The following is a 26,249-nucleotide window of genomic DNA, read 5'->3' as shown; positions in this document are numbered from 1 at the left end:
ACAAACAATACACTTTAATCGAAACCTTAAATAGCCGAACGTATTACGGCAAATAAGACCCTGCTCAATATGCATTATTGGCGGGGTTTTTCTTTTCTTATTGTGGGGTGATCATGGCTGATCGAGTGGAGGCATCCAAAAATCTAGAGCTGCTTAAAGCAAACCAAGCTCGCTTGATGAACTACAACCATTTGTATTCAAGCTACGCATTTCGTCAAGACTGTGGTGCTGAGTTGAGAAAGATTGGTAAGTAGATCGCAAGCATAGAAGAATTACTTCATGAGAAGTCCAAAACGACTCGCTGAAATCAGAAAGCTGCCGTGTGTGCGTTGTGGTAACCCAGACTCACAAGCAGCACATTCAAATAGTGCTAAGCATGGTAAGGGTAGATCAATCAAAGCCAGTGACGAGTTCACAGTACCGTTATGTCATTCATGCCACAGTCAATTTGATCAGTTCAAGCTAGGCAATCGCGAAGAAAGTGAAAAGCTATTCGAACAATGGTTGGTTAAGGTTGAGTTGATGATGGGTAAAAGGGATGAAGAATACTTTTAAACTCGAACCCGCAACGTTCGTCATTAAGTCATTTGAAGAAGTAGGTCGCGCCATTGCCTACATGCATAAACACCATGCGAATGCGTTAAGTGATGGCAAGCCGTTGGTTGTTCGTATAGATCAGAAACAAGATGACCGCAGTAAAGCGCAGAATCGTTTATTGCATATGTGGTTTGGTCAATTGGCTAAGCATACAGGTGATGAGCCTGAAACAATTAAGTACGAGATGAAGAAGAAATTCTTAGCTCGTATGTGTGTAAGAGATAGTGAGGCGGCAGCGGAAGCTTACGAGGCTGTGATGGGTTATCGTGATGTGTTGCGATTGCTTGATGGACAAGAGAAGCTTACTCACACAGCTAAATACAATCGCGTGGTGAAGATGTTTATTCAAGATCATGTGAAGTCTAGCAAGCTTAATAAAAAACAATTCACTGAGTTTTGCGACAAGGTCCATGCATTCGCCAATGTGACGCTTGGTGTGTATTTAACTGTACCTGATGATTTGATGTATTTGAGGGAATAACTATGGCATGTGAAGGTTGTGAACAACGCAGACTAAAACTAAAGGCAATGTATGACAACTCAAAAGAATCTATCACAAAAGCAATTTCTCGACTTACTAACCGAGATCGTAAAGCAGAACAATCAAGTGCTGCAACAGAACAGTCAGTTGATTCAGATAGTGGTGACACAGAGCAGTCAGATACAGGAGCTGTTGCTTCAGTTAAATCCCGACGAGGACGAGCCAAGCCAACATGAGTACCTTGATTCATGAAACTCCCAAGACTCCAAACCAAATTGCAGGCAATGACACCGCAGCAACCAAGACTTGAACCTAAAAAGAATTGGGGCAGTGGTCGAGGTGGTAGACCATGGCGCAGACTGAAGCAGAAGATACATTTACGTGATGAGTGGACATGCCAGTGCTGTGGTCGTGTGACTATGGATCTAGAGTTGGATCACATTAAGAACGTGGCTCAAGGTGGTACAGATGATGAAGCCAACCTTCAGTCGTTGTGTGCGCCGTGTCATAAAGAGAAGACTCAGAAGGAAAGCAGGCTATGAGTAATGAAGAACTATTAGAACAACTTGAATCAACTGCAAACTTTATGCGAGGCATGCAGTTTGATCCACGAATCCCAAACGATACCAAGCAAGCACTAATTGAGCGTGCGCAAAACATCGATGCATTAATTGAAAAGTATTTGGAAAATTAAAGATGGTGGGGGGGAGGTAAAAAGTTCAAAAGGCTAAGCCAGCGGACACCGCCCCCGATCTCATTTACAAAAAAATTTCCCATTTCACAAATATGTTAAAGGAGGGCACATGGCTTTAACAGCAAAAAAGAAGGCATTTGCCCAATCTAAACATGATGGTGCTGATAACAAGCAAGCCGCTATTTTCGCGGGGTACAGCCCTGAATCAGCTTCACAAGCTGGATCGAGATTAGCCAAAGACCCTGATGTGATTGCACACATTGAAAGGCTTAAGATTAACACCGAAGTTAAAGTTGATTCCAAGCCAGAACCACGACCAATCATCACTAAAAAAGACATTGAAACTGCTGGCAGTCGTGCTGACCCACTCAAATTTTTAGAAGAGATTTGGACTGATCCGGTTGAAGATATGAAGATGCGAATGGATGCAGCAAAAGCAGCTCTTCCATATTTCCACGGCAAGGTTGCTGAAAAAGGTAAGAAAGAAACCAAAGCCGATGAAGCTAAAAAAGCCACTCAAGGCGGGAAATTTGGAACGCTTGGTTCGCAGTTGAGAAGTTGATTTTATGAATACAAAAACACCTGATTGGTCCACAGCGTGTCCCAATTGGGAGGAGCGTATTGTCGCTAAAAAGTCACTCATGCCATGTGAACCGCTTTTTCCAGAAGTGGCGGATGTAGCAGAGCGGATTTTTAAAGAATTAATCTTGGTCGATGTGATGGGTAGCCCGAAAATGGGTGAAGTCACACTCGATTGGGTGATTGAGTTTGTCCGGGCGATCTTTGGTGCCTACGATCCGGTGCAGAAGAAGCGTTTAATTCGCGAATTCTTCTTGCTGATCTCTAAGAAAAATACTAAGTCCACGATTGCGGCTGGAATCATGATGGTGGCCTTGATCTTAAATGATCGTATGTCGGCTGAGCTCATCCTGTTAGCGCCCACGAAAGAGGTCGCAGATAATAGTTTTAATCCAATTCGAGACTTCATTCGAGCCGATCCTGAGCTTCAGGAAATGTTCAATGTGTCTGAGCACACTAAAACAGTCACCCATTTGGGTACGAATGCGACCTTAAAAGTGATTGCTGCGGAAAGTAACGCTGCTGCGGGTAAAAAGGCTTCAATCATTCTAATTGACGAAGTTTGGCTCTTTGGTAAAAGATCAAATGCTGAATCTATGTTTCGTGAAGCAAAGGGTGGCCTTGCATCACGACCCGAAGGTTGTGTGATTTATCTGTCTACCATGTCAGATGAAACGCCATGCGGTGTGTTCAAGCAATTGCTAGATTATGCGCGTGATATTCGGGACGGTGTAAAGGTCAATCCGCAGTTCTTACCGCTGATTTACGAGTTTCCAGAATGGATGCTTGAAGCGGATGAACATTTAAAACCTGAAAACTTTTATGTCACCAATCCAAACTTGGGTGCATCGGTTGATCTTGATTACCTGATTAATGAGTTTGAGAAGGTTAAAGATGCTGGCGAAGAATCGCTGCGTGACTTTCTTGCAAAACACTTAAACGTACCAATTGGCCTAAACCTTCGCGCCAACAGATGGGCTGGTGCTGAATATTGGCTGCAGCAATCTAAAAAATTCACCTTGGATAAACTGATCGAGCAATCAGATGTCATCACCTGCGGTATTGATGGTGGTGGCCTGGATGATTTGCTTGGCTTTGCTGTACTTGGTCGGCATAACAAAAGCCGTAAATGGTGGCTCTGGAATCATGCTTGGTGCAATAAAACTGCAGTTGAGCGACGTAAAGAGAATGCGCCAAAGTATGCCGATTATGAAAAAGAAGGCAGCCTGACCATTGTTGAGCGTATTGGTGATGACATTGACCAATTAGCCGCCATTGCAAAGAAATGCTTCGACTCAGGAAAGCTCGATAAAGTTGGACTCGATCCTCTTGGCTTGGGTGGTCTACTGGATGGCTTACTTGATGCTGGCATTCCTGAAGACAAGCTTATTGCGGTCCAGCAGGGATTTAAGCTCATGTCTTATATCTTAACAACCGAGCGGAAGCTTGCTGAAGGTAATCTTTACCATGCAGGACAAGGGCTAATGACTTGGTGTGTAGGCAATGCGCGTGCCGTCGTGAAAGGCAACGGCATGATGATCAGCAAACAGGAATCAGGTGTTGGGAAGATTGATCCATTGATTGCCACGTTTAACGCGGTGGCCTTGATGTCAATGAATCCGGAACAGGCCGAAAAAGATTACAACGTCTTCTTTATCTAACCAAATCTTTTAACCAAAGCTCGCATTAAGCGGGCTTTTTTATTGGGGAATCCAATGAAAAAAGCTTACAGCTTGCTACAGGTCAAGTCGTTTGATGCTGAGCAACGAATTATTAAGGGAATTGCTTCAACTCCAAGCCCGGATCGAGCCGACGATATTGTGGATCCACAAGGTGCCAAGTTTGCTTTACCTATTCCTTTCCTTTGGCAGCACATGCATTCACAGCCAATTGGTGAAGTCACTGAAGCAGTAGTGACAGACAAAGGCATAGAGGTGACTGTTCAGATCGCCAAGATCGAAGAAGAAGGCAAGTTGAAAGACCGCATTGATGAGGCTTGGCAGTCCATTAAGTCAGGGCTGGTTAAAGGTCTATCTATTGGCTTTCGCGGTCTCACAGTTGAAGACATCCCGCGTTCATGGGGTCTGCATTTTAAAGAGTGGGAGTGGTTTGAATTATCAGCTGTAACCATCCCAGCAAATGCAGAAGCATCCATCACAGAAGTTAAATCGATTTCTAAATCTTTCGAGCAGCAAGAAAAAACCGCGATTGGTGACGAGCCGCAAAACCCGAAAGTAGAAAACCCTCCTGTCAGCGATGTGACAGAAAAAAAACAAGGCATCCAGCCTATTCAATTAGTTAATCCAAATGAAGGAAGTATTCCGCTATGTTAAAAGCACAATTAGCGAAAGTTAAAGCCACCATCGCTGAGAAACAGAAGGCTATGGAAGCGCTACATAAAGCAGCTCATGAAAAGGGCTTAACGCTCAATGCTGAGCAGAACACCCAGTATGATTCACTGGAAAAAGAAGTAGGGCAGCTGGAAAAAGAAGCTCAGCGCATTGAAAAGCTAATCACTGCTACCGAAAAAGCTGCAAAATCTGCTACAGCTGCAAAAGGTGAGTCTGAGCAGGAAGCAAAAGACACGGCTGAAAGTAAAAAAGAAGTGCCACGCATTCAGGTGGAATCAAACCTGCCCAAAGGTGTTGGTTTTGCACAATACGCACGTGCAAAGCTTTGCTCACAATTGGCAGCCAAAAACGGCAACTTCATTTCACCCGTAGACATGGCTAAGCAAATGGGCTTTGGTGGTGAAGTTCAGGACTTAGTGACAAAAGCCACACTCGGTACTACAACAGACGTTGGTTTTGCATCTGCATTAGTGCAAGAAAACCGCTTGGTTGGTGAATTTGTTGACATGCTCCGTGCTGCAACTGTATTTGACCAACTTACAGGCTTCCGTAATGTACCGTTCAACTCAAAAATCCCAAGCCAATTAACAGGCGGCACTGCTGCTTGGGTGGGTGAAGGTGCGGCCAAGCCATTAACCAACCCAACCTACGGTGAAGTTGAAATTAAAGAACACAAGCTTGCCGCAATCACGGTTTATACACAAGAATTAATGCGACGTTCTGATCCAGCGGTAGATGTTTTGGTGCGTGATGATCTTATCGAAGCATCAAAAACGCTTATTGATAATACTTTCCTTGATGCGGTGGCTGCATCAACTACGCGCCCAGCAGGTGTTTTAAATGGGGTAACAGCCACTCCAAATACAGGCACTACAGCAGCAAATTATGAAGCTGACCTATTGGCTCTTATTAATAGCTTTGTGACAGCCAACCTTTCATTGGATGGCTCATATTTCTTAATGTCTGAAACACGCGCCGCACAAATCAGTTTGTTGCGTGATGCGTTAGGCAATAGCTATTTCACAGGTATGGCGCTTCGCGGCACCCGTACATTAATGGGTATCCCAGTCATCACATCGCAGGCAGTAGGCGACAAGATCATTCTTGTGAAGACTTCTGAAATCCTGCTTGCTCAGGATGGTGGTGTGGATGTGTCTTACTCTGATCAAGCAACCTTGGTTGATGGTGGTACGACTCACCACTTATGGCAAGAAAACAAATTTGCGGTACGTGTTGAGAAGTTCATCACTTGGGCTAAACGTCGTCCGATTGCTGCAGCATTTCTTAACTATGCAACAGGTGGTTAATCGACCTAAAACAGCTCCTTTTTAGGGGCTGTTTTTATATCTAAGCATCACAATTGTTTAGCTATAGGAACAGTCTATGAAGATTAAATATTTAAAGGTTATGCATAACGCCAATCCAGGTGATGTGCTTGAAGTTACCGAATTTGAAGCAAACATTTTGATTAAAACAGGTGTGGCGGAAGCTTACGAAGAACCTAAAAAGACGACTCGCAAGACCAAAACAGATACCACAGAGCAAAAATAAGGCGGTTTAGATGGGCATTTTTGACAGACTTTTCCGAAAAAAATCACTGCAAAGTGTCCATTCAAACCAAGGGTGGACTTCTTTATTTGTGCATGAGCCTTATTCTGGTGCTTGGCAAAAGAATGATGAGCTGACTCGTGAAGATTTGGCAGCACATCCTGCAGTTTTCTCATGTATTTCCTTGATCTCTCAAGACATTGGAAAAATGGGTGTTTTGCTTAAAAGGCAGAAAGGCGAAATTTTAGTTGATGCGCCCATTCCTGATGACTTGGTTGTTCTTAAACGTCCAAACCATTACCAAAACTGGCAGCAGTTTTTAGAATTCTGGATGATCTGTCGAAAGCTCCGTGGTAATGCATACGGATTTAAGGTGCGTGATGTATTTGGGCAGGTAGTTAAAATTGTTATTTTAAATCCAGATCAAACAAAACCACTGATTAGTGATGATGGGCAAGTCTTTTACCAGCTGGGAGTTGATCGGCTGAATGGCACAGAGTCTGTTGTTGTTCCAGCCTCCGAGATTATCCATGATCGTGAAAACTGTCTCTATCATCCACTAGTAGGCATTCCTGCTATTACTGCTTATGGAATTTCAGCGGGATTAGGTTTAAATATTCTGAAAAATTCCAAAACTTCTTTTGGAAATATGAGTCGACCAAGCGGCATTCTGGTTGCACCTGGTGCGATTTCAGAAGATAAAGCACGTGCCATCGGTGCAGCATGGAATGCGAACTATACAGGCCAAAACATCGGTAAAACTGCGGTACTGGGTGATGATTTGAAATATCAGCCAATCAGCATGACAGCTTCGGATACTCAAACGATTGAGCAGCTAAAAATGTCGAATGAAATTATTTGCTCAGTGTTACATGTGCCAGCGTTTAAGGTGGGCTATGGAACGATTCCAGCAGGGCAGAAGGTTGGTGATTTGAATGAAATCTATTTTTCTGACTGTCTACAAAGCCCGGTAGAAGCTATTGAAAACCTGCTTGATGATGCATTTGACTTAAAAGCGCGTGGCCTTGAAATATTCCTTGATGTTGATTCTCTACTCCGCATGGATAAAGAAACAAAAATGGGTATTCAGGAACGCGGTGTTAAGGCTTCAATCTTTACACCAAATGAAGCGCGTCAGCAGTTCAATTTAGAGCCTTTGGTGGGCGGTGACACGGTTTACATGCAACAGCAGAACTATTCGTTGGAAGCATTGTCTAAGCGTGACCAGTTGGATTATCCTTTTGGCAAATCTGCACCAAATACGCCTCAAAATACCGAAAATTCAGGCCCAAAAGGCCAATATCAAGGCGTTTTTAAGACTGAAAATCAGTATGAAAAAGGCTCTTTTGTGACACATAAAGGCTCGTTATGGCACTGTGAAAAAGACCATTTAGGTGAATTTAGCCATGAAAACTTTAAATTAGCGCAAAAGAAATGGGGTGATGAATGAGCATTGTTGATTTAGACACTCTTAAAGAGCATTTGCGCTATGACGATGATGCAAACGATACGATGCTGCAAGGTTATTTAGATGCAGCTGATAGTGCTGTTAAAAATTACATCACAGATGAATTTGAGTTTGAATATCCGAAAGCGATTCACCAAGCGATTCTGATGCTTTGTGGGTATTGGGATAAATATCGAAATGCTGAATCAGATGCACCGCTGAACGGTAATTATCTGCCTATGCCAGTGCAAGCCTTGTTATATCCATATCGTAAGCCTACAGCGATTTAGGAGGTTTTATGACCCAAAGCGCTGGCGAACTCCGCCATCGAATCATGGTGCAACACTTTACGTCAGGTCGTGATGAAGATGGCTATCCAATCCCTGAACAGTGGGTTGATTACATGCCTTTGTGGGCCAAAGTCACCCATTTATCAGGTAAGGACCTAATTGCCGCACAAGCAAGTAATTCCAAAGTCGTCGCACGTGTAAAGATCCGCTATCGAGAAGATATCGACACGACCATGCGTGTGATTTACAAGGGCAAAACCTACGCTATTGATAGTCAAGCGCTTGAAGATACAAACACAGGTTACGAGTCGGTGACGTTCTTGCTTTCAACTATGTGAGGTGCTTATGTCACTTGATGTGCAAATACATGGCATTGATGAGCTAAATCGAAAACTCAAGTTATTGACGAGCAGTAAGGCAGCCAAGCGCATAGCACGTAAAGCAGCACGCCAAGCAATGAATATTGTTCGGGATGCAGCACGAGTAAACGCTAAAGCGATCGATGATCCTGAAACATCAGAAAAGATCTGGAAAAATATCGCAGTATCTGGCGGTAAAACTCGAAGCCAAAATGAAATTGTGATGCGTGTTGGTGTACGTGGCGGTGCTGCACAGAATGCAAATACTGATCGCGCAGCCTTATCTAAATTATCTGGTGGAATCACGACCTATTGGAGATATTTGGAGTTTGGCAGTGCCAACATGCCTGCCACGCCTTTTATGAGACCCGCTATGAGCAGCAATATCCAAAAAGTGACTGATAAATTCTCACAAGTTTTCAGTGTTGAATTAGACAAGGAACTCGCAAAATGACAGCTCCAATCGCCAAAACGATTAAAGCCGATACTTATTTAGCATCAAAATTCGGAGATCGAGTCTTTTTAGGCCAAGCAGACATTGGTGTAGTAGTTCCATATTTGGTTTTTCAAGGCATAGGCTCAGAACCTGAAAACACTATTGATTGTGGTGCGATCGATGAAAACGACACATATCAAATGGTGATTTGGCATTCCAATCCCAAGGAAGCTGAAACGTTGCGCCTGAAAGTGCGCACTTTGCTTGAAAAAGCAGGGTTCTACTACAACGGAAAGCATCCCGACAGCATTGATGCTGAAACTAAATTGCATGGCCGAGGTTGGGATATGAACTGGTGGTCTGAAACATAATTTAATTTTTTATACAGCGTCCGAAAAGGCGCTTTTTTTATGCCTGAAATTTACAAAGCATTTCACCACATTGATTGATGCTCGGGTGGATTGCTTTTATCAATTGAGCATCAGGAGCAAGACATGACAAACATAATGACTACGGATGAAATTGTAATTGTTGAGGGCGACAAGGCCTTAACAACATCACTTCATATAGCAGATGGTTCCAAAGCCAACCATAAAGCCGTGATGCAGTTAATCAAAACACACATACATCACTTCAACAAATTTGGAAGGGTGGCATTTGAAATGCGACCCTTTGAAACTGATGGTGGTGTTCAGACCAGACGTATAGCCTTGCTGAATGAACAGCAGGCGACCTTCCTGATGACATTAATGCGAAACACTGAGCGAGTTGTCGATTTTAAATGTGCTTTGGTGCAAGCGTTCTTTAGAACCAAAGAGTATTTAAGTAATCAACATCAAGCACACACTACTATTCACAATAAATTGAATCTGCAACTTGGCTTAGAGAAAGCAGATGCAAGTCTAGCAGGTCATATTCTCGGAAGTTATCGCAAAAAGAGAGACACATTAATTAGCGCAATCAAGGAAGTTGAGAAGTTAATGCAACCGTGTTTGCCGCTTTTTGATGATTAAGCCCAGCCTTGAGTTGGGTTAATTATTTCTAAACCAATGCCACCACTCGGTGGCTTTTTTATGCCAAAAATTTGAGGAGTAGCTACTCATGGCGCGTATTAAAGTTCAAAAATCACAGTTGTATTACCACGAAGAAGGTGCGACCGCAGTTGAATCGGTTCAGTGTGCAAAAGAGCTGGAATTGGGTACAGACACTGAAGAAGATATTGATGTGACTTGTCTTGACGACGAAGAAGATAACTTCGATCCGGGCAAGAAAACACCGGGTGAAGGGTCGCTATCAATTGATCTTGATGATGAAAACTCATCTCACTTAAAACTGATTGCACTTTCAAAAACCACACCACGTAAAAAAGTCACTTGGTATTTAGGCTCAAGCAATTCAGATGCTCCCCCAGAGGTCGCAGGCGGTGCGGTTACATTGCCACCTTCTCGCACTTGGTGGGTTTGGGAGGGGTATCTTAAGTTGGCTGAGAAGACTTTCGTGAAAGGGCAATTTGTTGGCTACAAATTCCCAATGAAGAAAACTTCTATTGTGAATGAAACAATTCGCACAATCCCACCTGTAGGACCTTAAAACATGGCTAAGAAAGTAAAGAAAAGTACATTTGATATTAAGTCGATTGCTAGTGGCGCATTGGTTGGTGAAGTTCGTGAAGCAACGGTTGATTTTTACCATAATGGAAAAATTGAAACTGTTGATATACGCATTAAACAGTTGCCTTTTTCTAAGACAGAAGATCTGCATCGACGCTTAAATAATAACGATAGTCGGGTTATTTCAGATTGGATAGCATTAGCTCTGGTTGGTGAGTCTGGCGAAGAAGTTTTTACTCCAGAATTGGTGGAATCAAATTTCACACAATCATTAGCAAATCAAATCTTTAATGAAGTCTCTGGATTAAAGGGTTTGCAGGAGTATGCAGAAAAACTGGGAAAGGAATTGAATACAGAGAAGAGCTCTGGGCAGAGCTAGTTTTAAATGGTGTGGGCGGGAAAACCATAGCTGAGGCAAAAAACAACCTCAGCTATGAGGAGTTTATGTTTTGGTCTGCATACAGAAACTTCCGAGGTTCGCTTTTCATTGGCCGCAGAATTGAGCAAGGCTTTGGAAATTTGTCAGCAACATACTTGGCATCTAAAGGTGCCAAAGATATTAAAGCAATTTCTTTTATGCCGCACGAAGACCAGCCTGAAGATGAAATTTTGACGGTAGATGAGATGATGCAAAAAGGGATTTAAGCACCCTAGGGTGCTTTTTTTAAACCTCATATTTGAGGAGTGATCTGCAAATTTGCAGAGTTTGATGTGAGAATTTGCATATCATGATTCTCAGATTTGAGCATCATATCGGGAGCCTCAAATTGAGGCTCTGGAAGCAAAGACCAGATCTGGTACTTAGTCAGCGTTAACTTACTTTTCTTGGTTTTTTAATTCTTTGTAAATATCAAAAAGATATTTCTCATCAACCATAATTGCTTTAGTGATGCGCTCCATGGCTCTGGTAAAGGATGGATTAGGGTTATCTGCCTCGCTTGCAACAATCATAGCGACATTTGCTAAAAGCATTCTTTTGTATGGATCAGAAGCCACTAAGCCTGTTTCATTAAAACTTTCTTCTAGGCGGGCAACAATCTCAGCATTTAAAGATCGGTTCATATCTTTAGCTGAGTGAAATAACTTTTCTTTTAGTTCTGGGGGCATTCTCAACTTGTGTTGAGTGCCAGTATCTCTTGACGTGGTCATGTTTGCGGTTTCAATCCTAATATTAAATAAATGTATATCACCCAATGGGTGTTGACAAGTCACCAAAAGGGTGACATATTTAATGCACCCAAAGGGTGACTAGGAGTTTTTTATGAAAGAAGGCCGTCAAAAACCTATTGATGTTCGTGTTCGAGTGTCAAATGAGTTGCATGAGGAATTAAAAGCTCATGCAAGAAAAGAAGAGCGTTCAATGAATTATTTAATCAATAAGGCTGTTGAATTTTATTTAAACCAAAAAGAGAGTGCGAAAGCATGAAATCAACAGGCACAAAAAAACCTTGCCATCCGCCAAGATTAAACAAGGTTATTTGCGCTAACAAAGGAATATTAACTATGTCCAATATAACCCATTTTTCCAAAGGTAAGCAAGTTCAGATCAGTGAACACCAATTATTGCGCTTACTTGAATCAATTCGTACCGCAAAATTTAGATTTGCTCAGTTGCAAGCCTTGGCGGGTGTAATTGCCGAAAAGTCTAGCAAACATTCAACAGCCGAAACCTTAGCGCGTTTAGCGTCTGGGATTGCAAACGACTCGCAAGATGACTGCTTAGAAGAATTTGAATTCTTTAAAGAGTTTTCACCACAACTGGCATCACTTTTTGCAGAGGAGTTAGCGGCATGAATGCGGTTATTAATTTTGATTCACTAGTAGATTCTAGACATGGCATGCCAACAACAAGTAGTTTGCGTGTTGCGGAAGTGTTTAAGAAAAACCATCGCGACGTACTTCGAGCAATTAAAAAGCTTGAATGCTCAAAAGGTTTTACTGAGCGCAATTTTGCGCTCAGTGAATATACTGATGCGACTGGCAGAAAATTACCCTACTACAATATCACGAAAGATGGTTTTGTTTTCCTAGCAATGGGATTTACTGGTAAGGAGGCTGCTAAGTTTAAGGAGGATTACATTAATGCGTTTAACTGGATGCAGGAAAACTTAATTAAACGTGGCATGTCGATGATGCAACGTCATAATTTTGTAAGTCTTAAATTCACAAGACGGAAAGAAACAATTAGTGATTCTGCTAGAAATATGCGGTCTTGGCAGGATGAAAAGCCTTTGCTACTTGAAGAGCTGGAGCAGATCGAGCGTGAAATACAACCTTATCTTCCTCAATTGGATGCGGATGACTCAGGGGTGTATCAATGACTTTGGAAAGATTGGATGAAGACACGTTGCTAATGACTCGAGATCAACTTCTGGTTGAGCTTAATAATCAGATTGAGATTACATCTGAGGTAATGCGCCTTGACCGTGAAGAAATTCGAGAGTGGAGAGCAGAATGCAACAAATACCAACAAAGAGCTTTTAGGTGGAGGTGGAGTTTTTATTTTCTATTCTTGATTCTGGTGATTATTGCATTCACTCTTAACTAACCACAAACCCACTTCGGTGGGTTTCTTTTTGTACGATAAATTAGTATCTTGTCTCAAATAACTAATATTTGGGGTAGGGTGTGCGCGGACTATTGGCTTTATTTTTAGTAATGTTTTCAGCTATGGTTTTAGCTGGCAAAAATGTTAGCGAGCTAACCGATTTGGAGAAATGCAGCATTATTGCGGATGGTTATGCGCGCATGTACCAGAATCACGTAGACGGCTGGAGTATAGGCGATCAAAAAGAGTTTTTGGACAATGTTCTTGGTAATGATGATGTAGAAACATTAAATCGCCTAAAAAGAGAAGCAGAAAATATTTATAAGCTACCTGTTCCTTTAAGTTTTGAGGATCAGAAAAGAGAAAAAATAGACTTATATATTAGAGAATCTGCAAATTGTCTCTATGACTTCTAAATAAATTAAATACAAAAGCCCTGCATTTGCGGGGTTTTTTATTGCCTGAGGAAAAGTTATGGCAGCAGCATCACTTGGTCGGTTGACTTTAGATTTAGCAGTAAAGCTTGGTTCGTTCGAGCAAGGGATGACACAGGCTGAACGTAAAACCAAGCAAACCACCGATAACATGGGTAAGGCCTTTTCAGGTTTTAAAGATCAGGTAGCAGATGCTTTAGGTGGAACCCAGTTAGGCTCAATTATTGATGGTTTTAATAGCAAACTCGGTTCCATAAAAGGGGGTGTTGGTGTTGCAAGTGCAGCCTTGGCTGGAATGGCGGTAGGTGGCGTTGTAGTTGCATTTGCTGGACTAAGCAAACTTGCAATTGAGACTGCTAAAGCTGATGTGCAATTACAAGTATTAGCAAATCGCGCAAACACAAGTGTGCAAAGCTTTCAAATTTTAGAACGTGCTGCTTTGGGTTTGGGGGTATCTCAAGATCAATTAGGCTCTATTCTTGCTGATACACAGGAAAAATTAGGTGAATTCAGTGCAACTCAAGGCGGTGGGGCTGCTGACTTCTTTGACGCATTAAAAAATAATACCAAAATGTCTGAGGACCAGATCAAGTCCTTTGCTAAGACCCTGCAAGGCAAGGATGGTATTGAAGCTATCCAGTTGCTAAACGACAAGATGGATGAGTTAGGTGTTACTTCACAAGAGCGCCGATTTGTATTTGAAAGTCTAGCATCAGATTTAGGCAATCTTGCGCCATTGTTTGCTGAAAATGGAAAGCTTTTAGATGAATATGGTTCAGCACTTGAGGATGCTGGTGTATTAAAAACTAAGGAGAGCATGGAGCAATCAAGACTCCTTGCGGCGCAAACAGAAAGCCTACAAATTCGCTATGAGGGATTTAAGAACCAACTTGCTTCACAGATGATGCCAATCCTAAACGGCTTGATTTCACAGTTCATGGATGGCTCAAAAAAGAGCGGTCAATTTGGAAGCATTATTCAATCTGTAGGTGTTATTGCCAAAGGTGTTGGATTTCTTATTATTGGATTGGCAGCATCAATAAAATCTATTGTTATTGCGGTTTCCGCTTTTGCAGAGCAAGCAGCAAATATCTCCATTACTGCGCAAAATGTGTGGAATGCGGATGGCGTAGTTGATAAAGCTAAAGCTTTGGGGGCAGGCGTAAAAGAAGGTGTTTCAATTGCAAAAAATGCAATGAATGGCCTTTCTGAAAACTTCTCAAGCACATTGAAAAGCATGAGTGTGGTTATGGATGCCAATGCCACGAAAGCAACTGATCCACTAGCTAAGGCACTTTTAAAAACCAGTGCGGCTGCCAATCAATCAGCAAAAGGATTAAAGATTGACACAAAGGCCGCTGATGAAAACGCAAAAGCCAAAGAGAAAGCTGCTGCGGCATCAGCCAAAGCTGCAAAAGAGCAAGAAAACCTAAATAAGATGGTTGGTGCTTCTGCATTGTCTGGGTTGCGCATTAAGTCATCTGAGGCATTTGCTGGTGGTCAGGTCCGTGGCTACACGGCTAATTTTGCACAATTGGCACAAAAGCAACTTGGTGTTGATTTAAATAGATTTACGGCATTTAATGATTTGTACCATAAGGGTACGAACAGTAAGCATGCGACTGGTAATGCCTTTGATTTCACAATTGCTGATGCGTCTAAGTCTGCACAAGCAGTTGCACAGCTTGAAAGTGTCGCAAAACGTTATGGTTATGTTGTAAAAATTCTTGATGAATATAAGCAAAAATCTGCACGTGCAACGGGTGGGCATTTGCATGTATCTGTACTTGGATTTAAGGGAACAGCGGAAGCTGCCAAGCAAGCTCAAGACGAGCTTAGCTTAGTTGCGCAAACAAATGAGGAGGCCGCACGGATTCAAGCCGAAACTCAGAAAGCACAGCAATCCATCGTTTTTCAATATCTTTCTGAACGTGAAAAAATGGAAGTTGAGCATGGAGCCAAGATTCTTGAAATCCAAAAGGCATTTGCTGGTGACGATTCTGCAATCAAGGAGTACACCGATAAACAGAATGCTGCATATCAAAAAGACGTTGCCGAATATCAGGAAGCTCAGAAACAAAAAGAGCTGAGTGATAAAAAACAACTCCTTGAAGCAAAACGTCACTGGATGACGGCATCCGACTACGCCAAAGAATATTACGCATTAGTACGAGAAGAGATTCTCAATACTGCTGAATATTCACCTGAAATGAAGCAAAGTCTTGTTAAAGAGGCGAACTTCAATCAGGGCCTGGAGTCGAATGCTGAACGTGAAAATGTGTGGGGAGACTACAAGTCCATGATGGGCTTGGATAAATCGCCATACCAAGAAGACATGGATCTGCTTGCTGAAGCGCGTGCTCAGATGTTGATTACTGAGGAAGAATATCAGAACGCAAGGTTGCAACTTCAAGCTAAATCAACTGCTAGTTATATGGAGGGTATGCTTGGAGGTTTTGCAAGCCTAGTTGATGAAAACTCTAAAACCTATGCGGTATTGTTTGCTGCACAAAAAGCTTTTGCTGTTGCGCAAGCAATGCTAAACATCCCAGCTGCTTATTCAAAAGCTTATGATGCTGTTGTTGGGACGCCTTATATTGGCCCGTATATTGCGCCCGCAATTGGAGCGGCAGCGGCAGCATTACAGGTTGCCCAAGCTGCAAGCATTAGGTCGGTAAATATTACAGGTATGGCCCACAATGGTATAGATAACATTCCGAAAGAGGGTACTTGGCTGCTGGACGGTGGTGAACGTGTGTTGAATCCACAGCAAAATAAGGATTTGACTAACTATCTTTCCCAAGCCCAAAACTCAAGTGGTCAATCTCAAGTAAACCTAAACCCGAACTTCGTTATTGTAGATGAGCGTGAAAGTCTGAGTGATTACTTATTCAGTCCTGATGGCACAAAAGCTTTTGTGAAGTTCTTTAAACGAAACCGTTCAGCCTTGGGTGTTTAACTCAGGTTTATTTTTGAGGACAAAATGAAAATACAAACCAAATATGGCGAAGTACACGTATTAACAAATTGCCCTCTGCTTGATTCTACTGAACGTCTTGAGTTTAAAACTGAGGTGCATGAATCGTTTAATGGTAGCGAAATTCGATACATTCAGCGTGATGCACCTCGTCAAGTCTTGAGCTTCAACTATGTGAATATGCGTAAAGCCATGGGTGATATGTACCACATGCTCTATGCAAATTTGCGTAAACAGTGGGGTATTCCACTGCCGCAGTTTCGACAGATTATTCCAAATCTTGAAGAAAGCGACTTCATTATCATGAACACGACAGCACATCAAGCCGACCTTAGAGTCGGTTTTATTTTGCTTGAAAGTTCTGAGGGCGCTCAAGTTGCTGAGATTGTAAGCATAGGTCGCTACGTCATTGTGCAAGAAGAAATTCGAGATCCTGAAACGCAAGAAATCATTCAAGAATTGATTACTGAGTATCAGGATGGTTTCCGACTTGCAGCCAATGTGACAGCAATCAATGCAGCAATCATGCCGCTACGGATCTGCATTATTGATGGCGATGCATCAATCAATACTGGCGGATTTTGGTCCAACTCAAGTGTAGTTTTTCGCGTGATTGCAGAGGATTCGCCTGAATTTGAAGCTGATGTGCCTGAGCAATTCCTTGGTGATGATATTTACTTCAGGCCTTTGTTGTTGGATGGTAGCTCATTAGAAATGACACTGACGCAGCATCAAAACATTGTCGATGGTGATGTTGGTGGCTTTCAAGATTTTACGCATTGGGCCAAGCCACGATATTTAAAACCATTTAAGTCTTTACTACGTGACTGGAACCAATACACGGAGTATCGCAAGTTTTTGTTTCGTCGTATGGGACGATTTCAAGCCTTTTGGATGCCATTGTATGAGAAGCATTTGAATATTCTCAATACTGGCAACATTACAACTTCACTCAGTACAAACACAAAGTATTTGCTTGAAGCGGATCGTAAACACATTGCTGTGAAACGCAAAGATGGCACTTGGACAGTGCACACGATTACTGCGAAAACAGGCGGTTCACTCACTGTATCGCCAGCAATCAATGCTCAACGCAGCAACATCCAAACCATTTGCTATTTAGGCTTGCATCGGCTTGATGCTGACCAGATTGAATTTCAATTTTTAGGTGCACATAAAACGCAAGTCACTGTGCCAATCGTGGAGCTTTCATCATGAAAACGAGAGCGGAACTCTATCAATTTAAGCACGGTACTCGCACGTGGTATTTCACCAATCAGCGTAAAGTAATCACACACGCAGGCACTGATTATCTGCCAATTCGCGGTCTTTCACGCACTGCGATTGAAGATGAAAGCATTGATAAGTGCGATACCGAAGTAACACTTCCGCAAATGAGCTTATTAAATGCGGAAGGTGACAACCTTGCTGCAGTATTTGCAGGAAAGATCTTTTATGGTGGCGTAACGGTCACAATCCTTGAGCTGTACCAAAACGAAACGCTGGTATTACATAAAGGCCGTGTGACGCAGCCGAAATTTGATGAAGATGCAGACACGCTGACGCTGGTGTGTGAGACGGGCGAATCGTACTTAAACCGCAATATTTTGACGCGCAAATTTCAGTCTTCGTGCCCGAATTCAATCTATGACCGCTGGTGTGGCCTGAATTTTAATAAATGGTCTTTTGAAGTCACAGTGACTGCGATCAATGGTTTGACAGTGAGCTTTGCAGTTGTGCCTACACAAATGATTGATGAAGAAGGTAATCCGATTTTTGAGCAAATCCCTGTTTTAGATGAACTAGGTCAACCTGTTTTGGATGGTCAAGGCAATCCAACTTATGAAGATGGTGCGCCAGTCATGGAAACCAAAGCATATTCGGCATCATGGCTAAATTTAGGCCTGTTAGTGAAAGATGGTGTTTACACCACAATCACGGCGGGCGGTGGAAATTCTCTAAACCTTTATCGTCAGCATGTCGGTTTAAAAGTTGGTGATGTGGTTCGTGTTGCGCCAGGTTGTGATCAGTCATTAAAAACCTGTCATGAAAAACTCAATAACAGCCTGAATTTTGCAGGACATCCATTTATTCCGAGTCAAAACCCATTGGAAACACAGTTAATTAAGTGAGGTCCCAATGTTTATTTTAATTGCGGCATTGGTGAGTATCGCTGTAGGTGTCTACAACTACCTTCAGATGCGGAAACAACAGAAGAAAAACAAGCCAAAAGCTAATCAACTGGATGGAACCATCGCTGATGAAGGTACTTCATTTAGCGACATTGCAGGTAGTCCACACATGTATGGAAACATCACACATATTTGGGGTCAAAAAACCACTGCAATCAAAAGCAAAGGCGGGAAGAAATGAAAATATATATCTCGGATTTACGGAAAGCCAAAATGTGTGCTCGCGGATCGCGGGCATTTTTTTTGGCTCAAGGTTGGGGTTGGCAGGATTTTCTGAAGAATGGGCGTGATGCTCAGGACTTTATTAATACGAATGATGCAATGGCAATGCAGGTTGTAGAGGTGGCAAATGGGCGGGAGCAGTAAGCAAGTAACAGGGTATCGCTATTTTGCCAATTTCCTTTTATTTATTGGCAATCCGATTGAAAAAGTGCTTGGGATAAATTTTGACAAACGAGGGTGGCAAACTCCACTCATTGATGAGGAGAAAAATCCACTTGCAATTGGCGATGTAAATTTACCGAATCTATATGGTGAAAATGAAGGTGGTGTGGCTGGTCAAATTCATGCACGTTACGGCACTGCAAACCCTCAACCTGTCGATTTTTACAGAAGTTATTTGGCTAAAAATGATCTGCCACCGCTTGCGTATCCGTATCAATCATGCCTAGCATTTAAAGATTTTTACCTGGGTAACTCAGGCTATATGAAAGAAATGCTGTTGTGGCCGAAGCGCACTAGAATTCGCAATGATGGTCGTGAGCAATGGTACGCAACCGGTGTGGAAAGACCATGGGTTTGTGAGATACCTCAAACTCATTTTTATGCAAGTGAATCAAAACAGTACATAAGCCATGTTGTTAGAATTCCAGTACACATTAACTCATTCGGAAATGTGCTGCCGTACACGCAAAGTGATGCGAGAGATTACAATCCAGGCAGTGAAATTGTTTTATCTTTTGCATATGCGCCAATATTTAGCAGTGGTGGAAGTTATGATGATAGAAGTATAGAGGTATCTATCACATTCAGTCTTGAAAATGTAACTGGCTTACATGAGGTAAATGCAGAATTTGTTGCAAGGGGTGAGCAGGTATTGGTTGAGCCAATTGGCTCATGGTTAGAGTTTAGTGTTTCAAGTGAAAAGGATGAATCTACAGCACTTAGAACTGTAATAGTAAAAGGAATTATGGATGCTGGTGGAGTGCTAGGAATCTCTATTCATTGCATCAAGCCTGACTTGGCTATGAATAATACCTGGGGGTTATTCTATAGTTGTGATTATTTTAGATTAAGCAAAACTGACGGAAATTTTAAAACAAAGACGGAAGCTCCGGACATCAACCCAATTCACAAAATTCGCGAAATTCTCACTGATGACACAGCAATGAGTAAGCCTGAGTCCGATGTAAATGACATAAACTTTATGAAAGCAGCGGATCGAATTTGGGATGAAGGCCTTGGAATCTCATGGTCAATTACTGAAAAATCATGCTTGGAAGCAATTGAAGAATTATGTGGACATATCGAAGCGGGCGTTCGCGTAAATCGCCAAACAGGTCTTTATGAAATGGTTTTGTTTCGTGATGACTGGTTTGATGAAAGTGAAATTCACAGCATTGCTGTCAATAAAATCAAAAGCATGTCGCTTGAGGTTGCAAATGCGGATGAAGCAATTAATCAACTCAATGTGACTTACTACAATCAAGATGCAATCAAAACCTCATCATTTTCAATTGCTGAAAACGCATCGATTCGCAACTTAAATGGGCGTGTAAACGCTGAAGATGCAGATTTTCCATATTTCATGAATCAGCGAAATGCTGCGATTGTGGCGCAATGGAAATTAAAGCAAATGTCATCACCGGTGTGGAAGGGCTCTTTCACGACGGCTGAATACAATGCGCGAAAATGGAATCGCTATGACCTTCTAAAATTAGCTTGGCCACAAAAATGGCAAGGTGAAATTACAGTTCGGATCATGAAAATTAATCTTGGTACGGGTGCTGATGTATCGATTGATTTTGTTGAAGTTGTGCCTTATTCAAGTCAATTGTGGTCTGATGTTGTTATTGATGAGCCAATTGATGTTGGTGTGCAGCCGCCTCTAGCATGTCCATACGAGCCTTTTGAAATGCCTTATTACTTGGCTGTTATGGCACTTGGTCAGCGTCAAGTTGATGAAGAGCTAAGTTATGAAAATAACTTTGGATTAGTTGGTGTTGTAGCTCAACAACCACAATCCAATTCTCTTTACGCTGTCATGATGACGCACGATGGTACAGAAGGCGAAGAATGGGTGCGTGCTGCAACAATTAACTACGAGCCTGTCGCTGAACTTGATCAGATTATTTCAAGAACATCAACAAACTTTATAGTAAAAGATAGTGCTGCAATTTCAGGCTTGCCAATTGGTACATTAATTAAATGTGGCAGTGATTGGATTGGAACACCGGGTGAGTGGATGGTGTTTGAAGGCATGGATCCATATACGGGTGTTGTAAGCGTAAAACGTGGTGCTCTTGATTCGTTGCCGCAAGAATGGGGAGCGGGTACAAAACTTTATTTCTGTGGAAATGATGTTGCTTTTGATTCGACCGAATATGTTGCTGGTGAGGAAGTTCTTGTGTCGGCTCTCACAACCACTCCGTCTGGCATGCTTGAAAATAAAGGCTCAATTGCTATTGAAATGAATGCGCGTGCATTCAGACCATACCCACCTGCAAATGTAAAACTTAATGGAAATTATTTTCCAGAAACTCACGTTATTTCTAACGATATTTTGTTGACTTGGGCGCATCGAAACCGTGTCCAACAAACTGGAGGTGAAATTATCGGGTGGTATGAAAGTGGTGTAACAATTGAAAATGGAGTGACTTATTCAATCGAGCTTTCCACGGTTCAGGATGGTGTTATTTACAGCGCAAGTGGTATTGGTTTAGACAGTCATGCAATCCTTTCGTCAGTGCTTTTACAGAATAAAGCACACAAATTGAAACTTTGGTCTGTGCGTGATGGATTTGAAAGTTACCAAATCTTTGAACACAACTTCTTTGTTGAATCTGTGAGTTTAGTTCTCACAGCTACGGCAGCAAAAGATAAAGTTATCGGCTCAACAGTGCCAACAGCAAATATTTCTGTAAATGTAGATGAGTCACTCAAAGCTAATATGAGCTTCGATGGTTCAAGTATTAGTGTTAAAGCTGAACCAAATGCAGTAATTACAATTGAAATTAAGGAGTAAAAATGGCGACTTATACAGGGGTAGCAGATGCAAATGGGGACTTTATAGTCCCTTTTTCAGCTTCTTATACAAGTGGGCAAAAAGTCACTGTGACTGCTGAAAAAGAAGGTGCAACAAAATCTATTGAACTCTTTGCTCCGAGTAATATAACAGGCGGAGGTGTTATTCAAATAGATGGATCATTTGTTGATTTCCCTCTCAATATTACGGATGTCACACTAACAGAGCAAATATCAGGAACGATACAGCGATATGCATTTAGACCGCACAGCGACACACAGTCTAGATCAATCTGGAGATATGCGAAAAGTTTAAAAATACTTGGTAATGTAACTCGAATAAATTCTTACGCATTTTATGGCTGGGATGATGCCTTAAGTTTGCAATTGCCTCAATCGCTACAAGTTATTGAAGAAAACGCATTTAATGGATGGAGAAGTGCATTGGAATTAACTATTCCAAACCAAGTCACCTCAATTCCCAGAGATTGTTTTTATGGTTGGAATAGTGCTAAAAGCCTATACTTACATGCTGGTATTGCGAGCATAGGGGAGCGAGCATTTTACGAGTGGCTTTCTTGTGATGAGATTATCTGCATGGCGGTAGCACCACCAACTATCATATCAAGTAGTTTTTCTAATCTTAAATCAACCTGCATCATTAAAGTCCCAGCCGCATCGGTCGCAGCATATCAGTCAGCACCAAACTGGTCGGCATTTGCATCGCGCATACAGGCTATTTAGCATGACGATGAAAAATAGATTTCAATTTGCATTCGCATAGCACCTCAGGTGCTTTTTTTATTGACAAAAATTAGGGGGCGCAATGCCAAATGACTACACAACCGATCCACCAGTAGCAACAGCAGGGCAGCTTCTTGCCATCTCAGACAAGATTAATGATCTTGGAAAAAGTATGGATAAGCTCGCTGAAATGCCCCAAAAGCTCGACCGCATGAATATGCAGTTAGAGCAGCTCAATAAGGAGCATCAACAGACCCGCAATGACTTAACTCAAACTCGTGACAATCTGCAAGAAGATTTGGACCGAGCAAAGTCAAACTTCAAAAGTGAGATTAAGCAGCTCAGAAATGAAGTTGAGCCAAGATTTAAGGAGGTGGACTCACAAATCAGGGTACTACATGAAAGTAAGACCAAGATCGACAGTATTACCAATCTTGTGCGCTTTGGTGGCATTTTTTTAGCAGGTCTATTCGTAGTTGCTTGGAATACTCAGACGAGCAAAACAGACACAGTAAATACCCAAGCTACGACCAACGCTCAAAGCATTCAGGTTCTTGAAAAACAATCTGACCAACTCTTAAGAACGGTTGAAGAAATCCGCAACAAAATTTATGAACGAAATATGAGAGAGGAAAAATGAAACTAATCGATAACTGGAAGCAGGCTTGGAAACTAAAGTCAGTACAAGTGGGCGCATTTAGCGCCTTTTTTTATGCCTTGATTTTATTCTCAGAGCAGTTTTTAAATATCTGGAATGTCATTCCACAGGAACTAAAAAACAAGATTCCTGAAAACATTGCAGAGTGGGTTGGTATGTTTGTTGGCGTGGCCATGGTTCTTGCCCGCCTGAAAAAGCAGCCTGAACTACACGATGTAAATCAATTTGTGACGATTACTGCAGGGCATAGCAATAGCGATCCAGGTGCTGTAAATGGCAAATACAAAGAAGCTGAATTGGTGCGACAATTCCGAAATGCTGTAGCACATTATCTTGCAGCCGCAGGTCTGTCTTATAAAACTGATGGCGCAGGAACAATCAATCTCCCGCTTACAAATGCTATCGCATTGGCGAAAGGTGCATCGATCGCAATTGAATTCCACATGAATGCTGCTGCATCAAAACAGGCGAATGGCATTGAGACCATTGCTTTGCCGAAAGACAAAGTCTTGGCTCAAAAACTTTCTAAAGCCGTGGCTGATGTTTTTGGCAGTCGCCTTCGTGGTGATAAGGGGTGGATTGATCAATCACAGTCAGCCCGTGGAAAACTTGGATTTATCAATGCTGGTGGCTTGATCGTAGAACTCGGATTTATTTCGAATGATACGGAACTTGCAGCATTTCATTCAAAATATTGGTCGGCTGCGAAAGCTGTTGCTCAAGTAGTTATCGAACATGAAAAAGGCATTTGATCTTTTACATCTGTGCATCCTGCTTCAGGCGGCACAGCGTATTCGATTGTATCGAAAGTGCATATGACCAGATGTGTGCAGTGTGTGAATTGAGGTGTTTAGAAATATTCTGCGTACTTAAGGATGGCTGGTTTTTGTGAAACTTTAATGTTCCACACTGTTGCTTATTTATAGCAAATGCTATAATTTGAATAGTAATGAAAGGCAAGAAAAGTCTTGCCTTTTGTCGTATCTAAATTAAGGATTTTAAAAATGTACACCGTCACTGTTTTTCGACAATGTTAACCCTTAGCTTTTTTACTAAGTTCTGTTGATTTAAGTGTAATATGTGAGGTGAAATATGAATAATAAATATACAGCAATGGAAATTGCCAACTATATTGTGTGGTATGCAAATAATGATCAAAATAATTTATCAAAATATTCTTTGACCCCATTGAAGCTTCAAAAAATTTTATATTATATTGCTGCCGAGTATTTTAAAAAATTTGAAAAGCGATTATTTAATGAGGATTTTCAAAAATGGCAGTATGGTCCAGTAGTTAAAGAAGTTTATCACGAGTTTAAGTCTTCAGGTTTTCATCATATTGCTAAACCAAAAGCAATATTAGAAATGTGCGAAACAGGTTTTTCTCGTAAAGATTTTGTGGCTGATACTCTCACTAAAGATATTGAATTTATAACTACAGCAGAGCCTGTTATAAAGAGTTATTTACCTTGGAAGGCTTTTGATCTTGTTGAACGTACTCATGATGAGGATGCATGGAAAGCTTTTGAGCCTGATATTATGAATGGCATTGAACTTACTTATTCTGATTCTGAATTAAAGCTAGCAAAGTCGATTAGTGATAAATGAGTACAGATTATATACTAGATGCCTTTGTGAAAAGGCATCTAAACCCAGATGAGTTTAACAAGAAGGCAGTCGTAGAAGAAACTGCTGCAATGTTTAGTGTATTGGTAGATGTGTATGTAACAAAGACTGCTAACGAAACATTTTATAACCTTCCTTATAAAGATATTTCGGTTTTGGTTTTTAATGATCAATTAAGTGAAATTAAATCGAATACGTTTAATGGATTTACCACAACTATAATAGAAGAAATTAAGAACACTTTTGGGTTGTATGATTTAAGTACTAAACAAGATCATGTGATTGCTTGTTATGAAAAATTTGCTTTACATATTGAACTAGCCTTAATACAAAAACAATTTATGCTTGATTCTGCAAAAGAAGCAAATAGAGTGGCAGATATTGCCCAAAAACAAGCTGAATTTGCGAGAAAACAGGCAAAGAAAGCAAAAGATATGTCTAGTGGTATGGTTACAAATTTCGTCACTATTCTAGGCATCTTTGCTTCAATCATTTTCACTCTTTTTGGTGGGGTGAATTTAATTGGATCAACTGTAAAACTTTTAGAAGTAAATTCTAGGTGGCCATATTTAACTTTTATTATTGCTCTTTTAATGATTTGCTTACTAACTTTATTAAATATGATGGTTAAGTGGATTAATTCAATGAGTAATTTGCAAAACTCATTGGAAAACAATGGTAAGTTAAATAATGTGAATGTATCAAATTACAAATGGTACAATCCAATTTTTTGGGATTTTTACACAAAATCAGTGTCTTGTTTTTTTATTATTCTGCTTATTAGCTTAGTTGGTATGTATAAAGTTAATAAAGAAAATTTATTTAGCATGACAACCGAAACAACAACTACTAAGCCTTTAGGCGTAGAGGAAAGTAGCAATAAAGCAGTTACGAAACCAAAGCCAGGGAATGAAAATAAAGAAATTACTGTAGTGGAGAAATTTACTTTATCAAATCATTTAAATGAGAAGGGTTCTGATAAAGAATAGTAAACTTAATTATGTTTGAAATAGCCCTCAAATCAGGGCTTACTTTAGAATATCTTTAAATAATATATACTCTTTAAGGTTGGACTGAATAGTTTGTGAAGTGCTATTTAGTCCAGATGTAAATACTTTTCCTCTCGAGACAAAGTCTTCAGATATTAATTTATTATCAGGGCATTTAATGTAGCTGTCTAAATAATCCACATGTTGACTTACCAAATTGTTATAAGCTTTGATCATGCTATTGAGTTTGGATTCTGACGACAGATCTTCAAAATATTTTAAATCAACTATTATTTCTTGATTAAACGATACCAAGGGCAGAGATGGATCCGGAAATTTGAACAACTCCTATAAGTGATACTCTGCTCCTCAAATGATGTTATAAACATCAATATATGGAGTATTTTATGGCACGTAGACCAAGAAGAAATCATTCAAACGACTTT

The 26,249-nt window shown here is 41.1% G+C and carries 35 protein-coding genes; 34 read left to right on the top strand and 1 reads right to left on the bottom strand.

The annotated features are described in order from the left end of the window. Window positions 1-113 precede the first annotated feature (113 nt). From FTU16_RS15085 to FTU16_RS14995, 19 genes are all read left to right on the top strand, one after another. A complete protein-coding gene (locus FTU16_RS15085; RefSeq protein WP_180163588.1) occupies window positions 114-254 on the top strand; it encodes a hypothetical protein in 141 nt (46 codons plus the stop codon). Window positions 255-279: 25 nt separating this feature from the next. Beyond that, window positions 280-555 (top strand): hypothetical protein, encoded by a 276-nt coding sequence (locus FTU16_RS15080; RefSeq protein WP_180163587.1) that lies wholly within the window; start codon window positions 280-282, stop codon window positions 553-555. After that, entirely contained in the window at window positions 539-1,078 is a 540-nt protein-coding gene (locus tag FTU16_RS15075) for a hypothetical protein (protein WP_180163586.1), read from the top strand. The genes FTU16_RS15080 and FTU16_RS15075 overlap by 17 nt, the downstream gene beginning before the upstream one ends. 248 nt (window positions 1,079-1,326) lie before the next feature. Continuing rightward, a complete protein-coding gene (locus FTU16_RS15070) occupies window positions 1,327-1,620 on the top strand; it encodes an HNH endonuclease (RefSeq protein WP_180163585.1) in 294 nt (97 codons plus the stop codon). Next, window positions 1,617-1,772, top strand: a complete 156-nt coding sequence (locus tag FTU16_RS15065; protein WP_180163584.1) for a hypothetical protein — start codon at window positions 1,617-1,619, stop codon at window positions 1,770-1,772. The genes FTU16_RS15070 and FTU16_RS15065 overlap by 4 nt, the downstream gene beginning before the upstream one ends. A 109-nt stretch (window positions 1,773-1,881) precedes the next feature. Beyond that, window positions 1,882-2,334: a terminase small subunit gene (locus FTU16_RS15060; protein WP_180163583.1), complete on the top strand. Its 453-nt coding sequence runs from the start codon at window positions 1,882-1,884 to the stop codon at window positions 2,332-2,334. Between the two features lie 4 nt (window positions 2,335-2,338). Further along, a complete protein-coding gene (locus FTU16_RS15055; protein WP_180163582.1) occupies window positions 2,339-4,012 on the top strand; it encodes a terminase large subunit in 1,674 nt (557 codons plus the stop codon). Between the two features lie 54 nt (window positions 4,013-4,066). Then, window positions 4,067-4,684: an HK97 family phage prohead protease gene (locus FTU16_RS15050; RefSeq protein ID WP_180004048.1), complete on the top strand. Its 618-nt coding sequence runs from the start codon at window positions 4,067-4,069 to the stop codon at window positions 4,682-4,684. Beyond that, a complete protein-coding gene (locus FTU16_RS15045) occupies window positions 4,678-6,009 on the top strand; it encodes a phage major capsid protein (RefSeq protein ID WP_180163581.1) in 1,332 nt (443 codons plus the stop codon). The genes FTU16_RS15050 and FTU16_RS15045 overlap by 7 nt, the downstream gene beginning before the upstream one ends. A gap of 76 nt (window positions 6,010-6,085) precedes the next feature. Next, window positions 6,086-6,253, top strand: coding sequence for a hypothetical protein (locus FTU16_RS15040; RefSeq protein WP_171292543.1), 168 nt, complete (start codon window positions 6,086-6,088; stop codon window positions 6,251-6,253). 10 nt (window positions 6,254-6,263) lie between these two features. Continuing rightward, window positions 6,264-7,700, top strand: coding sequence for a phage portal protein (locus tag FTU16_RS15035; protein ID WP_180163580.1), 1,437 nt, complete (start codon window positions 6,264-6,266; stop codon window positions 7,698-7,700). Then, window positions 7,697-7,987, top strand: coding sequence for a head-tail connector protein (locus FTU16_RS15030; protein WP_180163579.1), 291 nt, complete (start codon window positions 7,697-7,699; stop codon window positions 7,985-7,987). The genes FTU16_RS15035 and FTU16_RS15030 overlap by 4 nt, the downstream gene beginning before the upstream one ends. 8 nt (window positions 7,988-7,995) lie before the next feature. Continuing rightward, window positions 7,996-8,325, top strand: a complete 330-nt coding sequence (locus FTU16_RS15025) for a phage head closure protein (protein ID WP_180163578.1) — start codon at window positions 7,996-7,998, stop codon at window positions 8,323-8,325. A 7-nt stretch (window positions 8,326-8,332) separates the two neighbouring features. After that, the gene (locus FTU16_RS15020; protein WP_180163577.1) at window positions 8,333-8,800 is read left to right on the top strand and encodes an HK97-gp10 family putative phage morphogenesis protein; all 468 of its coding nucleotides are present in this window, start codon (window positions 8,333-8,335) and stop codon (window positions 8,798-8,800) included. Further along, window positions 8,797-9,153, top strand: coding sequence for a DUF3168 domain-containing protein (locus FTU16_RS15015; protein ID WP_180163576.1), 357 nt, complete (start codon window positions 8,797-8,799; stop codon window positions 9,151-9,153). The genes FTU16_RS15020 and FTU16_RS15015 overlap by 4 nt, the downstream gene beginning before the upstream one ends. A 123-nt stretch (window positions 9,154-9,276) precedes the next feature. Further along, window positions 9,277-9,795, top strand: a complete 519-nt coding sequence (locus FTU16_RS15010) for a Rha family transcriptional regulator (RefSeq protein WP_180163575.1) — start codon at window positions 9,277-9,279, stop codon at window positions 9,793-9,795. A gap of 88 nt (window positions 9,796-9,883) precedes the next feature. Beyond that, a complete protein-coding gene (locus FTU16_RS15005) occupies window positions 9,884-10,372 on the top strand; it encodes a phage tail tube protein (RefSeq protein WP_180073750.1) in 489 nt (162 codons plus the stop codon). Window positions 10,373-10,375: 3 nt separating this feature from the next. Then, window positions 10,376-10,771, top strand: a complete 396-nt coding sequence (locus FTU16_RS15000; RefSeq protein ID WP_180082645.1) for a phage tail assembly chaperone family protein, TAC — start codon at window positions 10,376-10,378, stop codon at window positions 10,769-10,771. 11 nt (window positions 10,772-10,782) lie between these two features. Further along, the gene (locus FTU16_RS14995; protein ID WP_218955661.1) at window positions 10,783-11,037 is read left to right on the top strand and encodes a hypothetical protein; all 255 of its coding nucleotides are present in this window, start codon (window positions 10,783-10,785) and stop codon (window positions 11,035-11,037) included. Window positions 11,038-11,208: 171 nt separating this feature from the next. Here the strand turns inward: FTU16_RS14995 and FTU16_RS14990 are convergent, their stop codons facing one another. After that, on the bottom strand, window positions 11,209-11,541 hold the full coding sequence (locus FTU16_RS14990) for an Arc family DNA-binding protein (RefSeq protein WP_180163574.1): 333 nt from the start codon (window positions 11,539-11,541) through the stop codon (window positions 11,209-11,211). Between the two features lie 112 nt (window positions 11,542-11,653). Between FTU16_RS14990 and FTU16_RS14985 the strand changes: the two genes are divergently transcribed. The 15 genes from FTU16_RS14985 to FTU16_RS14915 all read left to right on the top strand — a co-directional run bounded on the left by FTU16_RS14985 (window position 11,654) and on the right by FTU16_RS14915 (window position 25,803). Further along, window positions 11,654-11,818 (top strand): toxin-antitoxin system HicB family antitoxin, encoded by a 165-nt coding sequence (locus FTU16_RS14985; protein ID WP_005402851.1) that lies wholly within the window; start codon window positions 11,654-11,656, stop codon window positions 11,816-11,818. A 77-nt stretch (window positions 11,819-11,895) separates the two neighbouring features. Continuing rightward, complete coding sequence (locus FTU16_RS14980) at window positions 11,896-12,186, top strand: hypothetical protein (protein WP_180163573.1); 291 nt, start codon at window positions 11,896-11,898, stop codon at window positions 12,184-12,186. Beyond that, the gene (locus tag FTU16_RS14975) at window positions 12,183-12,713 is read left to right on the top strand and encodes a Rha family transcriptional regulator (RefSeq protein ID WP_180163572.1); all 531 of its coding nucleotides are present in this window, start codon (window positions 12,183-12,185) and stop codon (window positions 12,711-12,713) included. The genes FTU16_RS14980 and FTU16_RS14975 overlap by 4 nt, the downstream gene beginning before the upstream one ends. A gap of 307 nt (window positions 12,714-13,020) precedes the next feature. Then, window positions 13,021-13,356, top strand: a complete 336-nt coding sequence (locus tag FTU16_RS14970) for a hypothetical protein (RefSeq protein ID WP_168378335.1) — start codon at window positions 13,021-13,023, stop codon at window positions 13,354-13,356. A 58-nt stretch (window positions 13,357-13,414) separates the two neighbouring features. Continuing rightward, on the top strand, window positions 13,415-16,333 hold the full coding sequence (locus tag FTU16_RS14965; RefSeq protein ID WP_180163571.1) for a hypothetical protein: 2,919 nt from the start codon (window positions 13,415-13,417) through the stop codon (window positions 16,331-16,333). Window positions 16,334-16,357: 24 nt separating this feature from the next. Continuing rightward, on the top strand, window positions 16,358-17,569 hold the full coding sequence (locus FTU16_RS14960) for a hypothetical protein (protein WP_180163570.1): 1,212 nt from the start codon (window positions 16,358-16,360) through the stop codon (window positions 17,567-17,569). Beyond that, window positions 17,566-18,483, top strand: coding sequence for a phage BR0599 family protein (locus FTU16_RS14955; protein ID WP_180163569.1), 918 nt, complete (start codon window positions 17,566-17,568; stop codon window positions 18,481-18,483). Before FTU16_RS14960 ends, FTU16_RS14955 begins: the two co-directional genes overlap by 4 nt. A 7-nt stretch (window positions 18,484-18,490) precedes the next feature. Continuing rightward, entirely contained in the window at window positions 18,491-18,724 is a 234-nt protein-coding gene (locus FTU16_RS14950; protein ID WP_180163568.1) for a hypothetical protein, read from the top strand. Continuing rightward, complete coding sequence (locus tag FTU16_RS14945) at window positions 18,721-18,909, top strand: hypothetical protein (protein ID WP_180163567.1); 189 nt, start codon at window positions 18,721-18,723, stop codon at window positions 18,907-18,909. Before FTU16_RS14950 ends, FTU16_RS14945 begins: the two co-directional genes overlap by 4 nt. Next, window positions 18,893-21,787, top strand: a complete 2,895-nt coding sequence (locus FTU16_RS14940) for a phage tail protein (protein WP_180163566.1) — start codon at window positions 18,893-18,895, stop codon at window positions 21,785-21,787. Before FTU16_RS14945 ends, FTU16_RS14940 begins: the two co-directional genes overlap by 17 nt. A gap of 2 nt (window positions 21,788-21,789) precedes the next feature. Beyond that, complete coding sequence (locus FTU16_RS14935) at window positions 21,790-22,530, top strand: leucine-rich repeat domain-containing protein (RefSeq protein WP_180163565.1); 741 nt, start codon at window positions 21,790-21,792, stop codon at window positions 22,528-22,530. A gap of 82 nt (window positions 22,531-22,612) precedes the next feature. Then, window positions 22,613-23,170 carry a hypothetical protein gene (locus FTU16_RS14930; protein ID WP_180163564.1) on the top strand — a complete coding sequence of 186 codons (558 nt, stop codon included), beginning with the start codon at window positions 22,613-22,615 and terminating at the stop codon, window positions 23,168-23,170. Continuing rightward, window positions 23,167-23,940, top strand: coding sequence for an N-acetylmuramoyl-L-alanine amidase (locus FTU16_RS14925; protein ID WP_180163563.1), 774 nt, complete (start codon window positions 23,167-23,169; stop codon window positions 23,938-23,940). The genes FTU16_RS14930 and FTU16_RS14925 overlap by 4 nt, the downstream gene beginning before the upstream one ends. A gap of 340 nt (window positions 23,941-24,280) precedes the next feature. Then, a complete protein-coding gene (locus tag FTU16_RS14920; RefSeq protein ID WP_180163562.1) occupies window positions 24,281-24,796 on the top strand; it encodes a Panacea domain-containing protein in 516 nt (171 codons plus the stop codon). Further along, a complete protein-coding gene (locus FTU16_RS14915; protein WP_180163561.1) occupies window positions 24,793-25,803 on the top strand; it encodes a hypothetical protein in 1,011 nt (336 codons plus the stop codon). The genes FTU16_RS14920 and FTU16_RS14915 overlap by 4 nt, the downstream gene beginning before the upstream one ends. The last annotated feature ends 446 nt before the right edge of the window (window positions 25,804-26,249 follow it).

The sequence above is a fragment of the Acinetobacter sp. YH12069 genome (assembly GCF_013419675.1).
GTDB classification, from domain to species: domain Bacteria; phylum Pseudomonadota; class Gammaproteobacteria; order Pseudomonadales; family Moraxellaceae; genus Acinetobacter; species Acinetobacter amyesii.
This window is presented reverse-complemented; position numbering and strand designations above follow the sequence as displayed.

What these genes read in the sequence shown, in the direction of transcription:
- FTU16_RS15050 (WP_180004048.1), top strand. Translation starts at nt 4,067, where the DNA reads ATGAAAAAAGCTTACAGCTTGCTACAGGTCAAGTCGTTTGATGCTGAG.
- FTU16_RS15015 (WP_180163576.1), top strand. Translation starts at nt 8,797, where the DNA reads ATGACAGCTCCAATCGCCAAAACGATTAAAGCCGATACTTATTTAGCA.
- FTU16_RS15020 (WP_180163577.1), top strand. Translation starts at nt 8,333, where the DNA reads ATGTCACTTGATGTGCAAATACATGGCATTGATGAGCTAAATCGAAAA.
- FTU16_RS15035 (WP_180163580.1), top strand. Translation starts at nt 6,264, where the DNA reads ATGGGCATTTTTGACAGACTTTTCCGAAAAAAATCACTGCAAAGTGTC.
- FTU16_RS15010 (WP_180163575.1), top strand. Translation starts at nt 9,277, where the DNA reads ATGACAAACATAATGACTACGGATGAAATTGTAATTGTTGAGGGCGAC.
- FTU16_RS15075 (WP_180163586.1), top strand. Translation starts at nt 539, where the DNA reads ATGAAGAATACTTTTAAACTCGAACCCGCAACGTTCGTCATTAAGTCA.
- FTU16_RS15065 (WP_180163584.1), top strand. Translation starts at nt 1,617, where the DNA reads ATGAGTAATGAAGAACTATTAGAACAACTTGAATCAACTGCAAACTTT.
- FTU16_RS14965 (WP_180163571.1), top strand. Translation starts at nt 13,415, where the DNA reads ATGGCAGCAGCATCACTTGGTCGGTTGACTTTAGATTTAGCAGTAAAG.
- FTU16_RS14950 (WP_180163568.1), top strand. Translation starts at nt 18,491, where the DNA reads ATGTTTATTTTAATTGCGGCATTGGTGAGTATCGCTGTAGGTGTCTAC.
- FTU16_RS14930 (WP_180163564.1), top strand. Translation starts at nt 22,613, where the DNA reads ATGCCAAATGACTACACAACCGATCCACCAGTAGCAACAGCAGGGCAG.
- FTU16_RS15040 (WP_171292543.1), top strand. Translation starts at nt 6,086, where the DNA reads ATGAAGATTAAATATTTAAAGGTTATGCATAACGCCAATCCAGGTGAT.
- FTU16_RS15080 (WP_180163587.1), top strand. Translation starts at nt 280, where the DNA reads ATGAGAAGTCCAAAACGACTCGCTGAAATCAGAAAGCTGCCGTGTGTG.
- FTU16_RS14955 (WP_180163569.1), top strand. Translation starts at nt 17,566, where the DNA reads ATGAAAACGAGAGCGGAACTCTATCAATTTAAGCACGGTACTCGCACG.
- FTU16_RS14980 (WP_180163573.1), top strand. Translation starts at nt 11,896, where the DNA reads ATGTCCAATATAACCCATTTTTCCAAAGGTAAGCAAGTTCAGATCAGT.
- FTU16_RS15070 (WP_180163585.1), top strand. Translation starts at nt 1,327, where the DNA reads ATGAAACTCCCAAGACTCCAAACCAAATTGCAGGCAATGACACCGCAG.
- FTU16_RS15045 (WP_180163581.1), top strand. Translation starts at nt 4,678, where the DNA reads ATGTTAAAAGCACAATTAGCGAAAGTTAAAGCCACCATCGCTGAGAAA.
- FTU16_RS15005 (WP_180073750.1), top strand. Translation starts at nt 9,884, where the DNA reads ATGGCGCGTATTAAAGTTCAAAAATCACAGTTGTATTACCACGAAGAA.
- FTU16_RS14975 (WP_180163572.1), top strand. Translation starts at nt 12,183, where the DNA reads ATGAATGCGGTTATTAATTTTGATTCACTAGTAGATTCTAGACATGGC.
- FTU16_RS15055 (WP_180163582.1), top strand. Translation starts at nt 2,339, where the DNA reads ATGAATACAAAAACACCTGATTGGTCCACAGCGTGTCCCAATTGGGAG.
- FTU16_RS15000 (WP_180082645.1), top strand. Translation starts at nt 10,376, where the DNA reads ATGGCTAAGAAAGTAAAGAAAAGTACATTTGATATTAAGTCGATTGCT.
- FTU16_RS14935 (WP_180163565.1), top strand. Translation starts at nt 21,790, where the DNA reads ATGGCGACTTATACAGGGGTAGCAGATGCAAATGGGGACTTTATAGTC.
- FTU16_RS14990 (WP_180163574.1), bottom strand. Translation starts at nt 11,541, where the DNA reads ATGACCACGTCAAGAGATACTGGCACTCAACACAAGTTGAGAATGCCC.
- FTU16_RS14985 (WP_005402851.1), top strand. Translation starts at nt 11,654, where the DNA reads ATGAAAGAAGGCCGTCAAAAACCTATTGATGTTCGTGTTCGAGTGTCA.
- FTU16_RS14960 (WP_180163570.1), top strand. Translation starts at nt 16,358, where the DNA reads ATGAAAATACAAACCAAATATGGCGAAGTACACGTATTAACAAATTGC.
- FTU16_RS14945 (WP_180163567.1), top strand. Translation starts at nt 18,721, where the DNA reads ATGAAAATATATATCTCGGATTTACGGAAAGCCAAAATGTGTGCTCGC.
- FTU16_RS15060 (WP_180163583.1), top strand. Translation starts at nt 1,882, where the DNA reads ATGGCTTTAACAGCAAAAAAGAAGGCATTTGCCCAATCTAAACATGAT.
- FTU16_RS15030 (WP_180163579.1), top strand. Translation starts at nt 7,697, where the DNA reads ATGAGCATTGTTGATTTAGACACTCTTAAAGAGCATTTGCGCTATGAC.
- FTU16_RS14915 (WP_180163561.1), top strand. Translation starts at nt 24,793, where the DNA reads ATGAGTACAGATTATATACTAGATGCCTTTGTGAAAAGGCATCTAAAC.
- FTU16_RS14920 (WP_180163562.1), top strand. Translation starts at nt 24,281, where the DNA reads ATGAATAATAAATATACAGCAATGGAAATTGCCAACTATATTGTGTGG.
- FTU16_RS14925 (WP_180163563.1), top strand. Translation starts at nt 23,167, where the DNA reads ATGAAACTAATCGATAACTGGAAGCAGGCTTGGAAACTAAAGTCAGTA.
- FTU16_RS15025 (WP_180163578.1), top strand. Translation starts at nt 7,996, where the DNA reads ATGACCCAAAGCGCTGGCGAACTCCGCCATCGAATCATGGTGCAACAC.
- FTU16_RS14940 (WP_180163566.1), top strand. Translation starts at nt 18,893, where the DNA reads ATGGGCGGGAGCAGTAAGCAAGTAACAGGGTATCGCTATTTTGCCAAT.
- FTU16_RS15085 (WP_180163588.1), top strand. Translation starts at nt 114, where the DNA reads ATGGCTGATCGAGTGGAGGCATCCAAAAATCTAGAGCTGCTTAAAGCA.